At 75.8% G+C, this 15,402-nt stretch carries 10 protein-coding genes; all 10 read left to right on the top strand.

Features of this window, described 5'->3' with window-relative positions:
* The coding region (locus ACIQVT_RS11735) for a phosphopantetheine-binding protein (protein WP_403750905.1) at positions 1 to 699 on the top strand (699 nt) is incomplete at its 5' end.
* Entirely contained in the window at positions 696 to 8,000 is a 7,305-nt protein-coding gene (locus ACIQVT_RS11730) for an amino acid adenylation domain-containing protein (RefSeq protein WP_403750903.1), read from the top strand. The genes ACIQVT_RS11735 and ACIQVT_RS11730, both read left to right, overlap by 4 nt.
* Before the next feature lie 52 nt (positions 8,001 to 8,052).
* Positions 8,053 to 8,259, top strand: coding sequence for an MbtH family protein (locus tag ACIQVT_RS11725; RefSeq protein WP_403750901.1), 207 nt, complete (start codon positions 8,053 to 8,055; stop codon positions 8,257 to 8,259).
* A 2-nt stretch (positions 8,260 to 8,261) separates the two neighbouring features.
* Positions 8,262 to 9,227 (top strand): ATP-binding cassette domain-containing protein, encoded by a 966-nt coding sequence (locus ACIQVT_RS11720; RefSeq protein WP_403750899.1) that lies wholly within the window; start codon positions 8,262 to 8,264, stop codon positions 9,225 to 9,227.
* Positions 9,224 to 10,081, top strand: a complete 858-nt coding sequence (locus ACIQVT_RS11715) for an ABC transporter permease (protein ID WP_403750897.1) — start codon at positions 9,224 to 9,226, stop codon at positions 10,079 to 10,081. The genes ACIQVT_RS11720 and ACIQVT_RS11715 overlap by 4 nt, the downstream gene beginning before the upstream one ends.
* A 199-nt stretch (positions 10,082 to 10,280) precedes the next feature.
* Positions 10,281 to 10,532, top strand: coding sequence for an acyl carrier protein (locus ACIQVT_RS11710; RefSeq protein WP_403750895.1), 252 nt, complete (start codon positions 10,281 to 10,283; stop codon positions 10,530 to 10,532).
* A 5-nt stretch (positions 10,533 to 10,537) separates the two neighbouring features.
* Complete coding sequence (locus ACIQVT_RS11705) at positions 10,538 to 11,806, top strand: beta-ketoacyl-[acyl-carrier-protein] synthase family protein (RefSeq protein ID WP_403750893.1); 1,269 nt, start codon at positions 10,538 to 10,540, stop codon at positions 11,804 to 11,806.
* A complete protein-coding gene (locus ACIQVT_RS11700; protein WP_403750891.1) occupies positions 11,803 to 12,930 on the top strand; it encodes a beta-ketoacyl synthase N-terminal-like domain-containing protein in 1,128 nt (375 codons plus the stop codon). The genes ACIQVT_RS11705 and ACIQVT_RS11700 overlap by 4 nt, the downstream gene beginning before the upstream one ends.
* On the top strand, positions 12,927 to 13,655 hold the full coding sequence (gene fabG, locus ACIQVT_RS11695; RefSeq protein WP_403750889.1) for a 3-oxoacyl-[acyl-carrier-protein] reductase: 729 nt from the start codon (positions 12,927 to 12,929) through the stop codon (positions 13,653 to 13,655). Before ACIQVT_RS11700 ends, fabG begins: the two co-directional genes overlap by 4 nt.
* Entirely contained in the window at positions 13,655 to 15,373 is a 1,719-nt protein-coding gene (locus ACIQVT_RS11690; RefSeq protein WP_403750887.1) for a phytoene desaturase family protein, read from the top strand. The genes fabG and ACIQVT_RS11690 overlap by 1 nt, the downstream gene beginning before the upstream one ends.
* Positions 15,374 to 15,402: the final 29 nt, after the last annotated feature.

The following is a 15,402-nucleotide window of genomic DNA, read 5'->3' as shown; positions in this document are numbered from 1 at the left end:
GGGGACCGGGTGGTGCAGCGGCCCGACGGGCAGCTGGAGTTCATCGAACGACGCGACCACCAGGTCAAGATCCGCGGTCGCCGGGTCGAGACGGGTGAGATCGAGGCCGTCGTCCGCTCCCTGGAATCGGTCACCGACGCGGCCGTCGCCGTCCTGCCCGACGCGTCCGGCAACCCGCGCCTCGTCGGCTACCTCACCGGCTCTGGCGTCGACCCCGACCAGGTGCGCACGGAACTGGCCCGCCTGCTCCCGGCGTACATGATCCCGGCGTCCTGGCTGGTGCTGGAGGCGCTGCCGCTGACGCCCAACGGCAAGCTGGACCGCAAGGCCCTGCCCCGCCCCGCCCTCACCGGCCAGGAGGCCAAGCGGGCCGCGGGCGACGACCGTGAGCGAACCCTGTGCGCGATCTTCGCCGAGGTGCTCGGTGTCCCCGAGGTCGGTGTCGACGAGGACTTCTTCGCGCTCGGCGGCGACAGCATCCGCTCGATCCAACTGGTCAGCCGGGCCCGCGCCGCCGGCCTCGCCCTGACCACCCGCGACGTCTTCGAACAGCGCACCGTCACCGACCTCGCCCGGGCCGCGACCGAGGCGTCCGCCGACGAGGACACCAGCGCCCCGGAGCCCGCCGACGCGCTCATCACCCTGTCCGCCGACGAACTCGCCGACCTGGAATTCGAGTTGAGTGAGGACCTGTCGTGACCGAAACCAGCACCGGGTCCAGGATCAGCGCGGTCCTGCCGCTCTCGCCGCTCCAGCAGGGGCTGCTCTTCCTGTCCTCGTACGACCGCGCGGCGACCGACCACTACGTCCTCCAGTTCACCGCGGACATCGAAGGCGACGGCGCCGACCTGGAACGCAGGCTGCGGGCCGCCTCCGCCGCGCTGCTGCGCCGCCACCCGAACCTGCGGGCCTGCTTCCGGCACCGCAGGAACGGCGAGCCGGTGCAGGTCGTCGTGCGCGCCGAAGACGCCGAACCCGAGTGGACCGTGCACGACCTCACCCACCTGCCCGTGGCGGAACGGACGGCCGCCGCGGACCGGATCGCGGCGGAGGACCGGCGGCGCCGGATCGACCCGGCCCGGCCGCCGCTCATGCGGTTCGCCCTCGTCCGGCTCGGCGAGCGCGGCCACCGGCTGGTGTGGTCCGTCCACCACATCCTGCTCGACGGCTGGTCACTGCCGCTCGCGGTGCGCGAACTGACCCTGCTCGCCGGAGACCCGGGCGCCCCCGGCCCGGCGGACCCGGCGGACGGCACGGCCACCGGCAGTGGCACCCGGCACGACCGCGATCCGCTGCCCGCGCCCGCGCCGTTCGGCTCCTACCTGGCCTGGCTGGCCGGCCGCGACAAGGACGCGGCGCGGATCGCCTGGGCAGAGCTGCTGCGCGGGCTGGACGGGCCCGTCCGGTTCGCCCCGGACGCCACCGGCACCGGTGAACCGTCCGCCGAGGCCGAGGCCGTGCTGCCGGCCGCGCAGACCGACGCGCTGCTCGGCTGGGGCCGGGCGCGGGGAGTCACCCTCAACTCCGTCGTGCAGGGCTGCTGGGCGCTGCTGCTCGGCCGGCTCACCGGCCGCGAGGACGTCGTCTTCGGCGCCGTCACCTCGGGCCGGCCCGCCGAGGTCCCCGGCGTCGAGTCGATGATCGGACTGTTCGCCAACACGCTGCCCGTGCGGGCCGACGTGCGGCCGGAACGGCCGGCCGGCGAGCTGTTCCGGGAACTGGCCCGGCAGCAGGTCGCGATGATGCCGCACGAACACCTGCCGCTCGCCGAGGTGCAGGCCGCGTGCGGCATCCAGGGCGAACTCTTCGACGCCGTCCTCGCCTTCCAGAACTACCCGCTCGACGAGGACGAACTCCGCCGGCACTCCGGTGGCGCCGTCTCCACCGCCCGGGTGCACGCGGCCACCCACTACCCGCTGCACCTCACCGTGCTGCCCGGCGACGGCCTGCGGCTGCGGCTGTCGTACCGCGCGTCGGCGCCGGAGGAGGGCGCCGGGGCCGCGCGGCGGCTGCTGGACCGGCTGGTGCGCATCCTCGGCGAGGTGGCCGGCGACCCGGACGCGCCCCTCGCCCTCCTCGGCGCCCTCGACCCGGCCGAGGAGCACCGCATCCTCACCGAGTGGAGCGGCACCCCCCGCCCCGCCGGACCGGCCCCCGAGGGGCGCACCGGGCAGACCCTGCCCGAGCTGTTCGCCGCCCAGGCCGCGCGGACCCCGGACGCCGTGGCCGTCACCGGGCCCGGCGGGGACCGGCTCACCTACCGGGAGCTGGACGAGCGGTCGGACCGGCTGGCCCGGGTGGTCGCCGGTCACGGTGCCGGGCCCGAACACCTGGTGGCCGTCGCCCTGCCGCGCGGCGTCGAGCTGATCGTCGCGCTCCTCGCCGTCCTGAAGGCGGGCGCCGCCTACCTGCCGCTGGAACCCGCGCACCCGGCCGAGCGCATCGCCGGCACCCTGCGGGACGCCCGCCCCACCCTGCTGCTGACCACCACGGAGGTCCGGCTGCCCGCCCCGGCGGCCGGCCATCCCGGCCCGCTCCGCGTCGACCTAGACACGGACGCCGCCGCCACCGCGCCGGCCGCGGCGCCCCGGCCCGCCCTCACCCCCGACCACCCGGCCTACGTCATCTACACCTCGGGTTCCACCGGTCGGCCCAAGGGCGTCGTCGTCCCGCACCGCAACGTCGTCCGGCTGCTGGACCGTACCGACGCGTGGTTCCGCTTCGGCCCGGACGACGTGTGGACCCTGTTCCACTCCATCGCCTTCGACTTCACCGTGTGGGAACTGTGGGGCGCGCTGCTGCGCGGTGGGCGCCTGGTCGTCGTCCCGCACGACGTCACCCGCTCACCGGACGCCTTCCTGGACCTGCTGGCGGCCGAGCGGGTCACCGTCCTGAACCAGACGCCGTCCGCCTTCCAGCAGCTGATGCGCGCCGACGCCGACCGCCCGCGCCCGCTCGCGCTGCGGCACGTGGTGTTCGGCGGCGAGGCGCTCGACATCGGCCGGCTCGGCGACTGGTACGCCCGGCACCCGCACACCCCGCGCCTGGTCAACATGTACGGCATCACCGAGACCACCGTGCACGTGACCTACCAGGAGCTGGACCGGGAGCGGGTCGCGGCCGGCGGGGACAGCGTCATCGGACGGGCCATCCCCGACCTGCGGGTGTACGTCCTGGACAGCGCGCTGCGGCCGGTGCCCGCCGGGGTGCCCGGCGAGCTGTACGTCGCCGGCCCAGGCCTGGCGCGCGGCTACCTGGACCGGCCCGCGCTGACCGCCGGACGGTTCGTGGCCTGCCCGTACGGGGTGCCGGGCGAGCGGATGTACCGCACCGGCGACCTCGGCCGCTGGCGGTCCGACGGCACCCTCGTCCACCTGGGCCGCGCCGACGAACAGGTCCAGCTGCGCGGGTTCCGGATCGAACTCGGGGAGATCGCCACCGTCCTCGGCCGGCACCCACGCCTCGCCGAGGTGGCCGTCTTGGCCCGCGAGGACCGGCCCGGCGACCTGCGCCTGGTCGCCTACGTCGTCCCGCACGAGCCGGAGACGGCCTCGCACGAGCCGGAGACAGCCCCGCACGAGCCGGGTGCCGTACGGGGCGACCCCGAACTGGCCGCCGAGCTGCGGGCGTTCGCCGCCGAGCGGCTGCCCGAGCACATGGTGCCCGCCGCCGTCGTACGGTTGCCCGCCCTGCCGCTGACCGCCAACGGCAAGCTCGACCGGCGTGCCCTGCCCGCGCCCGCGTACGTCACCTCCGCCCGCGCCCCCCGCATCCCCGAGGAGGGCACCCTGTGCGCGGTGTTCGCCTCGGTCCTCGGGCTGGAACGCGTCGGTGCCGACGACGACTTCTTCGCCCTCGGCGGGCACTCGTTGCTCGCCACCCGCATCGTCAACCGGGTCCGCGCCGAACTCGGCGCGGAACTGGAGGTGCGCGACCTGTTCGAGGCACCCAGCCCGGCCGCGCTCGCCGGCCGGCTGCGCACCGCCGCACCGGACCGGCCCGCGCTGGCCGCCCGGCCCCGCCCGGCCGTCGTGCCGCTGTCGTACGCCCAGCAGCGCCTGTGGTTCGTGGAACGGCTCGGCGCGCCCGGCGGGCTCTACGCCATCCCCCTCGCCGTCCGGCTCACCGGCCCCCTCGACGTGCCCGCGCTGCACGCGGCGCTGCGCGACCTCGTCACCCGGCACGAGGCGCTGCGGACCGTGTTCCCGGCGCGCACCGGCCCCGGCGCCGTCGGCCCGGCCGAACAGCGGGTGCTCGCGCCGGCCGACGCCCCCGTGCCCCTGCCCACCGACCACGTCACCGAGGCCGGGCTGCCCGCGGCGCTGGCCGCCGAGGTGGCCCGCGGGTTCGACCTGGAGACCGAGATCCCGCTGCGGGCCCGGCTGTTCGCGCTCGGCCCCGGCCAACACGTCCTGCTGCTCGTCCTGCACCACATCGCCGGCGACCGCTGGTCCCTCACCCCGCTGGTTCGGGACCTGACCGCCGCCTACGCGGCCCGCGGCGCCGGCCACGCGCCCGACCCGGCGCCGCTGCCGGTGACGTACACCGACTTCACGCTCTGGCAGCGCGAGCTGCTCGGCGACGGGGACCGGCCGCACAGCGGACTCTCCCGCCTGCTCGCGTACTGGAGGAAGGCCCTCGACGGGCTCCCCGAGGAACTGGCGCTGCCCCGGGACGCCCCGCGCGGCGCGCGCGCCGGTCACCGGGGCGGCACCGCGCGTGCCACACTGCCCGAGGCGTCGGCCGCCCGGCTGCGACGGTGCGCCGCCGAGTGGAACGCCAGCCCGTTCATGGTGCTCCAGGCGGCCCTCGCCGCCCTCCTCACCCGGCTCGGCGCGGGCACCGACATCCCGCTCGGCACCCCCGTGGCGGGCCGCGGCGACGAACGGCTGGACGACGTCGTCGGCATGTTCGTCAACACCCTGGTGCTGCGCACCGACACCTCCGGCGACCCCGGCCTGCGGGACCTCGTGGAGCGGGTGCGCGAGCGGGACCTCGCCGCCTACCGGCACCAGGACCTGCCGTTCGAGAAGCTGGTGGAGGTCCTCGCCCCCGAGCGCTCGATGGCCCGGCACCCGCTGTTCCAGGTGATGTTCGCCCACCAGCAGGAGCTCCCCGCCGTGGCGGCCGGCCCCGCCGGGCTCACGGTACGGCCCGAGGAGGTGCCGTCGGCCACCGCCAAATGGGACCTGTTCTTCCAGTTCTCCGACGCGGGCCCCGGCCTCGAACTGGCCCTGGAGTACAGCGCCGACCTGTTCGAGCCCGCCACCGCCCGGCGCATCGCCGACGCCTGCGTCCGGCTGCTCGGCGCCGCGCTCGCCGACCCCGGGTGCCCGCTGTCCCGGCTGGAGCTGCTCGGCGCGGCCGAGCGGGACGCCCTGCTGGCGCGCGGCACCCGCCGCACCGGCACGCCCGCCACCACGGTCACCGAGCTCGCGGCCCGGCGGGCCGCCGCCACCCCGGACGCCGTCGCCCTCGTCCACCGCGATGCCGCCGGCCGCCTCACCCGCACCAGCCACGGCGAACTCCACCGCGCCGCCGGCCGGCTGGCCCACCTGCTGGCCGCCCGGGGCGTCGGCCGCGGCGACCTGGTCGCGCTGTGCCTGGAACGCGGCCCGGACACCGTCACCGCGCTGCTCGCCATCGCCCTCACCGGCGCCGCCTACCTGCCGCTGGACCCCGCCCACCCGGCCGAACGGATACGCGACACCCTCGCCGACGCCGGGGCCCGGCTGCTGCTCACCCAGGACTCCCTCGCCGCCCGCTGCGCACGGGCCGCCGGGCCCGGCACCGAGCCGCTGGTCCTGGACGCGCCCGCCACCCGGACCGCGCTGGCCGCCCTGCCCGGCCACGCGCCGGACGTGCCCGCCCCCCGCCCCGACGACCTGCTGTACGTCATCCACACCTCCGGCTCCACCGGCCGCCCCAAGGGCGTCGCCGTCTCCCACCGGGCCGCCGTACGCCTCGTGCACGGGCTGCCCGAGCTGGCGTGCACCCCCGACGACACCTTCCTGTACTTCGCGCCGGTCGCCTTCGACGCGTCCACCTTCGAGATCTGGACGCCGCTCGTGCACGGCGCCCGGCTCGCCGTCTGCCCGCCGGGGCCCGCCGGCCCCGAGGCGCTCGGCGCGTTCCTGCGGGAGGCCGGGGTGACCGTCGCCTTCCTCACCACCCAGTTCGTCAACGCCGTCGCCGACACCCGGCCGCGCGCCCTGGCCCCGCTGCGGGCCCTGCTGACCGGCGGCGAGACACACTCCCGCGACCACCTCGACCGGCTCCGGGCCGCCCTGCCGGACACCACCGTCCACAACGTGTACGGCCCGACCGAGGTGACCACGTTCGCCACCCTCCAGGACACCGCCGCCGCCACCGACGCACCGGCGGGCGTGCCCATCGGCCTGCCCGTCGGCGACACCAGCGCCTACGTCCTCGACGAGACGCTGCGGCCGGTGCCGCCGGGCGTGGTCGGCGAGCTGTACCTGGCCGGCCCTGGCCTCGCCCGCGGCTACCTGCACCGGCCCGCGCTGACCGCCGGACGGTTCGTGGCCTGCCCGTACGGGGAGCCAGGCGCGCGCATGTACCGCACCGGCGACCTGGTGCGCTGGGACGTCCGGGGCCGGCTCGACCACGTGGGCCGCGCCGACCAGCAGGTGAAGATCCGCGGCTACCGCATCGAACCCGGCGAGATCGAACGCCGACTCACCGCCCACCCGGCGGTCGCCCGGGCCGCGGTGCTCGCCCCCACCGGCCCCGACGGGGTCCGGCAGCTCGTCGCCTACGTCGTCCCCGCGCCCGGCGCCCCCGCGCCCGAGCCCGCGGAGCTGCGCCGGCACCTCTCGCGCGTCCTGCCCCCGTACATGGTGCCGGGCGCCTACGTGCCGCTGCCGGAGCTGCCGACGACCGTCAACGGCAAGCTCGACGTGGCCGCCCTGCCGGCCGCCCCGGCCCGCCCCGACGGCCCCGCCGCCCGCGCGCCCCGCACCGACGCCGAACGGCGGCTGTGCGCGGCCGTCACCGAGGTGCTCGGCGTGCATGCCGGCCCCGACGACGCGTTCTTCCCGCTCGGCGGGGACAGCCTGAAGGCGATCCGGCTGGTCAACGCCGCCGCCCGGGCCGGGCTGCGGATCTCCCTCGCCGCCGTCTTCGAACACCGCACGCTGGAGGCGCTGGCCGCGAGCGCCGACGCCGACGGCGGCACCGTCGACCTGCTCGGACCGGTGCTGCCCCTGCGCACCGGCGGCACCCGGCCGCCGCTCTTCTGCGTGCACGGCGGCCTCGGCTTCGGCATCCCGTTCGCGGCGCTCGCCGAACACCTCGACCCGGAACAGCCCGTGCACGCCCTCCAGGCCCGCGGCCTCGCCGGCACCGGCCCGCTGCCCGGCACCGTCGCAGAGGTCGCCACCGACTACCTGACCCGGATCCGGGCCGTCCAGCCGCACGGCCCGTACCACCTGCTGGGCTGGTCGTACGGCGGCATCGTCGCCCACGAGATCGCGGCCCTGCTGCACACCGCCGGCGAGAAGGTCGCCTACCTCGCCAATCTGGACGCCTACCCCGACGACGGGCGCGGCGCCCACCCCACCGACGCGGAGTTCCTCGCCGACTTCCTCACCGAGGCCGGCGCCGACCCGGCCGGCCCCGAGCGGCTCGACCCGCCGGCCGTCGCCGCCCACCTCCAGCGCACCGGCGGCCCGCTCGCCGACCTCGGCACGGCCACCCTGGAGCGGCTGCTCGCCGTCATGCGCAACCACCTCGACCTGGTCCAACGGCACACCCCGAGCCACTTCGACGGCTGCCCGGTGACGCTCTTCCTGGCCGCCGACGGGCTCACCCGGGAGGAACGCGCCCTGAAGGCCAAGAACTGGGAGCCGTACCTGGGCCGGCCCGCCGAGATCCACGAGGTTCCCTGCGGGCACCAGCGGATGCTGCGGCCGGCGCCGGCCGCGCTGATCGGCGCCGCCGTCGAGGACCGGCTGCGCGCCCTGGCCGCCGCCCGCTGACCCCCGCCACCGCCGACCGTCCCACCCACCGTCCGAGATCTGGAGACCCGCCATGGCCAATCCCTTCGACAACGAAGACGGCACCTTCCTCGTCCTCGTCAACGACGAGGGACAGCACTCCCTGTGGCCGTCGTTCGCCGCGGTGCCCGACGGCTGGCGCGTGGCCCTGGACGCCACCGACCGCGCCACCGCCGTCGCCCACGTGGAGACCCACTGGACCGACATGCGCCCGCTCAGCCTCCAGCGGCAGGCGGACTGACCGTGGCCGCGTCCGACACCGCGATCCTCGCCGAGGGACTCGGCAAGACCTACCGCACCCACACCGCGCTGCACCGGATCGACCTGGCGGTGCCGGCCGGCACCGTGCTGGGGGTCCTCGGACCCAACGGCGCAGGCAAGACCACCACCGTCCGCATCCTCGCCACCCTGGACCAGCCGACCGGCGGCCGGGCCGTCGTCGCCGGGTACGACGTGCGCAGCCAGGGCCGCGAGGTGCGCCGGCGCATCGGCCTGGCCGGGCAGTACGCCGCCGTCGACGAACTCCTCACCGGGCGGGAGAACCTCGTCCTGCTGGCCCGGCTGCTCAGGTTCGGGCGGCGCGGCGCCGTGCGCCGGGCCGCCGAACTGCTGGACCGGTTCGAGCTGACGGAGGCCGCCGACCGGCCCGCGGGCACCTACTCGGGCGGCATGCGCCGCCGCCTCGACCTGGCCACCTGCGTCATCGGCGACCCCGAGGTGCTGTTCCTCGACGAACCCACCACCGGCCTCGACCCGGCCAGCCGCAACGTCCTGTGGGACGTGGTCCGCGACCTGGCGGCCGGCGGCGTGACCATCCTGCTCACCACCCAGTACCTGGAGGAGGCCGACCAGCTCGCCGACCGGGTCGCCGTCATCGACGCCGGCCGGGTCATCGCCGAAGGCACCCCCGACGCCCTGAAACGGCAGGTCGGCACCGACCGGCTGGAGGTGACCGTGGCCCGCCCCGAGCACCTCGCCGACGCGGCCGCCGCACTGGCCGTCCTCGGCGGCCCGGCCCCCGTCACCGACGAGGCCACCCGCCGGGTATCCGTCCAGCTCGGCGCGGACGGCCTGGAGGACCTGGCCCGCGCCGCGCAGGCCCTGCGCGACAAGGCCGTGCCCACCGTCGACATCGAACTGCGCAAGCCCACGCTCGACGACGTCTTCTTCGACCTCACGGGCCCGGGCCGCAAAGAGGAGCCCCAGTGACGGCCACCGTCCCGACCGCCACCGAACGGCCGGCCGCCCGCCCCGGGCCGGCCGGCCCCGTGCGCGGCCACCTCGGCGACACGCTCGCCCTGGCCGGTCGCCACCTGACCCATCTGCGCCGCTCACCGGGCCGGCTGGTGCTGGTGACCATGAACCCGCTGGTGATGCTGATCGCCGTCGGCTACCTGTTCCGCAGCTCCATGCACATCCCCGGCGGCGTCGCCTACGAGGACTTCATCATGGCCGGCATCGCCATCCAGGTCGGCCTGACCGGGGTCGGCCCCACCGCCATCGGTGTCGCCCTCGACCTGCGGCACGGGCTGGTCGACCGGTTCCGTTCGCTGCCCATCGCCCCGTCCTCCGTGCTGCTCGGCCGCACCCTGTCCGACCTGCTCGTCGGCGCGGTCAGCCTGACCGCGGTCAGCCTCGTCGGGCTGGGCGTGGGCTGGCGCCCGCACGGGGGCGCGTTGCGCACCGCCGCCGGCTTCGGCGTGCTGCTGGCCTTCGTGTACGTGATGACGTGGGTCGGCATCCTGCTCGGCACCACCCAGCGCAACGTCGAGGCCATCGACGGCACCGGCGCCCTGGTGCTGGTGATCCTCAGCTTCCTGTCCAACGCCTACGTGCCCGTCAGCGGGCTGCCCGGCTGGCTGCGCCCCGTCGCCGAGTGGAACCCCGTCACCTCCGTCGTCACCACCTGCCGGCAACTGTGGGGCAACGACCCCGGCGCGGCGGCCACCGGCGGCTTCCCCGGGCACCACCCGGGGCTGGTGAGCGCCGTGACCCTGACGGTGATGCTCATCGGCGCCGTATGGGGCAGCGTCCGCGGATTCCGCCGCGCGGGCACCCGCTGACACCGGGGGTTTCCCCCGGCCGACCGCCGTCAGCGGTCCGTCAGTTGGCGGTCACTGGACAGTCATCGGCGCTGACTAGGTTTCTGACCGGGCCGCTCGGCTGCCCCTTCTGCCGCGCAGCCGCACCGCTCCTCGCACCACTTCTCCCGCCTTCTTCCCGCGTCACCGACCGGGAATCCCGACAACGGAGGACCGAGCCATGACCACGGCCGCTCCCGAGCGCCTCACCCGCATCCGGGAAATCATCGCCGAGAACATCGACGTCGACCCCGAGCGTCTCTCCGACACCGCGCTCTTCATCGACGAACTCGGCGCCGACTCGCTCAAGCTGATCGACGTCCTCAGCGCACTGGAGATGGAGTACTCCATCGTCATCGACATGAACGAACTGCCGAACATGGTCAACGTGGCGGCGACCTACCAGGTGGCCGCCACAGCCGCCGGCTGGTGACGCCCATGTCCACGCAGCAGTCCACGGAGCGGACCACCGGCCGGACCGGCCACCGGCGGGTCGTCGTCACCGGCTTCGGCGTGATCTCCAGCATCGGCACCGGCGTCGAGGAGTACACCGCCGGCCTGCGGGCCGGCCGGTCCGGTGCCCGGCCGATCACCCGCTTCGACACCGAGGGCTTCGGGCAGAACACGGCCTGCGAGGTCCCCGACTTCGAGCCGGAGCGCTGGATCCGCAACCTGCCGCTCGACCACGTGGGCCGCGCCGGCCGGTTCGCCGTCGCCGCGGCCCGCATGGCCGTCGAGGACGCCGGGCTGGACGACGCCGCCCTCGCCGACCGGGCCGCCGTCATCACCGTCGGCACCACCGACGGCGAGTCCCACGACATCGCCGTCCTGCTGGAGCAGGAGCTGGCCGCCGGCGACCCGGAGGCGATGGACCCGGTCCGCGCCCGCCGCATCAACGCCGGCCGGCTGTCCACCGCGATCGCCCGGGAACTGCGCATGCCGAACGTGGAGGCGACCACCGTCACCACCGCGTGCGCCGCCGGGAACTACTCCATCGGCTACGGCCTGGACGCCATCCGCTCCGGCGAGGTCGACCTGGCGCTGTGCGGCGGCGCGGACGCCGTCAACCGCAAGGCGTTCGCCCTGTTCAAGCGGTTCGGGGCGCTCAGCCCCGACGTGGTGCGCCCCTTCGACAAGGACCGCCAGGGCATCCTCACCGGCGAGGGGGCCGGCATCCTCGTCATGGAGAGCCTGGAGTCGGCCCTGGCCCGCGGCGCGCGCATCCACGCCGAGGTCCTCGGCTACGGCCTGAGCTGCGACGCCGCCCACCCCACCGCACCCAACCGCGACGGCATCGCCCGGGGCATCCGGCTGGCCCTGGCCGACGCGGGCGTCGAGCGGCGCGAGGTCGACTTCATCTCCGCGCACGGCACCGGCACCCGGGCCAACGACAGCACGGAGACCGCGGCCATCCTCGACGTGTACGGGGACGCCCCGCCGCGCACGGTCGCCGTGAAGTCGATGCTGGGCCACTCGATGGGCGCCGCCAGCGCGCTCGGCGCGATCGCCTGCGGCCTCGCCATCGAGCACGGGTTCATCCCGCCCACCATCAACCATCGCGAGACCGACCCGGAGTGCCCCCTCGACGTCGTACCGAACAAGGCGGTCGAGGCCGACGTACGGATCGTGCAGAACAACTCGAGTGCCTTCGCCGGCAACAACGCCGTGCTGATCCTGGGCACCTACGGGGAGAAGGTACGGCCATGAGCAACGCAGACGCCGCCTCCGGGGCCGCGCTGCCCCCGGACACGCCCGTCATCACCGGCTGGTCGGCGGTGTCGCCGTACGGCGTGGGCCGCGCGGCGTTCGCCGCCGGCGTGCGCGCCGGGGCGAAGACCGCGGTGAAGGCGGACGCCGCTTCGGGCACCCTGCCGTCGCCGGAGGTGTGCACCGTGCCCGGCTTCGACGTGCAGGAACTGCTCGGCAAGCGCGGCACCGCCAAGATGGACCGGCTCACCGCGCTGGCGCTGGTCGCCTCCGACGGGCTGCTGCGCGACGCCGACGGCGCGCCGTCGGTCGCCACCGACGACCGCACCGGCGTCGTCCTCGGCATCACCATGGGCAGCCTGGAGAACGTCACCGACTTCCTGCGCCAGTCCTACACCAACGAGCGGCCCTTCTACGTCGACGCCGGCCGCATCCCGTTCGGCAGCCTCAACCACGCCGCCGGCGCCTGCGCCATCCGGCACGGCCTGAAGGGCCCCAACACCACCGTCGCCGGCGGCCGGGCCGCCGGCCTGCTCGCCCTGAACTACGCCCGCCGGCTGCTCGCGCAGGGCCGGGCCACCCAGTACGTGGCGGGGTCGGCGGAGGAGTTCTCCGCCGCGCACGCCTGGTACGAGGCGACCGCCGCCCAGCCCGGCGAGCCGGCGCCGCTGCTCGGCGAGGGCTGCGGCCTGTTCCTCGTCGAGCCCGCCGGCCGCGCCGAGCGCCCGCCGCTGGCGGCCGTGCTGGCCGTCGAGACCCGCGTCGACATCGACGACGACCCGTTCGCCGCGGTCTCCGCCTGCGCCCGCCGCGCCCTGGAGCGGGCCGGTGCCGGCGCCGACGAGGTCTGGGCGGCCGTGCCCTCGGCGGCGCCGAGCGCCGCCGGCCGTGCCGAGCACGAGGCGCTCGCCGCGCTGGTGCCGACCGCGGCACTGGGCCGGGTGCCGTCGATGGAGCTGCTCGGCGACACCAGCGCCGCCTCCGCCTCCTTCCAGATCGCGGCGGTGCTGTCCGTCGCCGCGGCCGACCCGGACTCCCGGGGGCGGATCGCGCTGGTGACCGCCGTGGACCGGGACGGGGCCGTCGCCGCGGCCGTCCTCAGACTGTTCGGGGAGGACGCGTGATCGCGCTGGTCAGTGGTGGGTCCCGGGGCATCGGCCGGGCCGTCGTCCTGCGGCTCGCGCGGGACGGCCACGACGTGTCGTTCTGCTACCGCTCCCGGCAGGACGCCGCCGAGGAGCTCGCCAAGGAGGCCGCCGAGGCGGGCACCCGGGTGCTCGCCGTGCGCTGCGACGTGGCCGACGCCGCCGATGTCCGCGAGTGGTACGCGCGCACCGAACGCGAACTCGGCCCCGTCGACGCCGTCGTCACCTCCGCGGGCATCACCCGCGACCGGCCGCTGGTGCTGATGGGCCAGGAGGACTGGGACGCGGTGCTGCGCACCAACCTCGACGGCGTCTACCACGTGTGCCGCTCCGCCGCGTTCTCGATGAGCAAGCGGCGCACCGGCGTCATCGTCAACCTGTCCTCCGTGGCCGGCATCCACGGCAACACCGGACAGGCGAACTACGCGGCGTCCAAGGCCGGGATCATCGGCTTCACCAAGTCCCTGGCACGGGAGCTGGGCCCGCGGGGCGTGCGCGCCAACGTCGTCGCCCCCGGCCTGATCGAGACCGACATGGTCGGCGGCATGCCCGAGGCCGCCCGCGAACGCCAGCTGAAGAGCGTGCCGCTGGGCCGGCTCGGCCGGGCCGAGGAGGTCGCCGACCTGGTGTCGTTCCTGGTGTCCGACCGGGCCGCGTACATCACCGGATCGGTCGTGGAGATCCACGGGGGCGGCGTCTTCTGATGGGGGAGCAGATGCGGGGCACGGGGGCGGGGACGGCGGTGCAGCGGTACGACGCCGTGGTGGTCGGCAGCGGTGTCGGCGGCCTGGTGACGGCCGGCTACCTGGCCGCCGACGGCCGCCGGGTCCTCGTGCTGGAACAGCACGACGTGGCGGGCGGCAACGCCCACGTCTTCCGCCGCCGGCGCAGGTACGAGTTCGACGTCGGCACCCACTACCTCGGGGACTGCGGCCCGGACGGCCTGCTGCCCGCCGTCCTGTCCGGACTCGGCGTCGCCGGCCGGGTGACGTTCCGGCCGCTGGACAACGAGGGCGGCTTCGACCGGATCATCACGCCGACCGCCGTGGTCGACGTACCGGCCGGCTGGGACCGCTACCGCGAGCGTCTCGCCGCGGCCCTGCCCGCCGAGGCCGACGCCATGCACCGCTTCGTCGACCTCGCCGCGGCCGTGGCCGGCGCCGGCCGGGCCAGCCTGCTCGGCACCCCGATGGTGGAGCTGTTCCGCCGGTCGCCGCAGACCATGCGCTGGAACCGGCGCACGCTCGGCCAGGCCCTGGACCACTGCGGGCTGTCCGCCAAGGGCCGCACCCTGCTCGCCGCGCAGGCCGGCAACTACGGCGCCATGCCCGACGACGTCGGTTTCGCCGAGCACGTCACCATGCTGGACCACTACCTGCGCGGCGCCTACTACCCCGAGGGCGGCGGCCAGGCCCTCGTCGCCGCGTTCGTGGAGGCCCTGGAGGCGTACGGCGGCGAGCTGCGCACCCGCTGCGAGGTGCGGCGCATCCTGATCGAGAAGGGCCGCACCACCGGCGTCGAACTCACCGACGGCACCCGCGTCCTGGCCCCGCTGGTGGTGTCCAACGCCGACTACCGCAACACCGTGCTGAACCTGTGCGGCGGCGAGGAGGCGTTCCCGGCCGACCTGGTCGCCCGGACCCGGGCGGCCACCATGCGGGACGCGGTCGTCGCGGTCTACGTCGCCCTGGACACCGAGTTGCCCGGCCTGCCCAACGCCAACATCTGGTGGCACGCCACGGACGACATGGAGGGCGCGCACGCCGCGATGCTGGAGCACCACGCCCGCACCGGGACCCTGGACCGCATCCCCCAGCTCGCCTTCTCCTTCGCCTCCGTCAAGGACGCCGGCTCGCCCGCGGTGTGCCCGCCCGGGCACAGCAACTTCCAGCTGATGACGATCCTCCCGTCGGGGGAGGGGTTCTGGGGCGCCGGCGGCGGCCCGCTCACCGGCGAACCGTACCGCCGCCGCCCCGCCTACCTGGCCCGCAAGCGGGAGGTCACCGAGCTGGCCCTGGACGCCGCCGAACAGGTCCTCGGCCCGTTCCGGGACCGCATCACCCACGTGGAGACGGCCACCCCGCTCACCAACGAGCGCTACATCCGCGCCGGCGGCGGCTCCCCGTACGGCATGGCCACCTGGGGCGCGGGGCGGCAGCGGCCCGACGTGCGCACCGACATCGAGGGGCTGTACGTGGTGGGTCAGAACACCCGGCACGGCAGCGGCATGGCCGGGGTCGCCGCCGGCGGCATGGCCGCGGTCTCCCACATCCTGGGCCGGCCGCTGCTCCCGGAGGTGTTCGCCGGCACGGTGCTCGGCGACCCGGCGCTGCTGCCCCGGCGCGACGCCGGCTGGGACCCGCTGCGGGTGTCGCGGGGACGGGCCCGGCAGCACGCCAAGGGCCTCGCCCGCATCGGCTGACCGTCCCATCGCCCGCCCCGCATCGGCCG

Origin of the sequence: Streptomyces sp. NPDC100445 (assembly GCF_044759735.1) — a bacterium.
In the GTDB taxonomy this organism is placed as follows: Bacteria; Actinomycetota; Actinomycetes; order Streptomycetales; family Streptomycetaceae; genus Streptomyces.
This window is presented reverse-complemented; position numbering and strand designations above follow the sequence as displayed.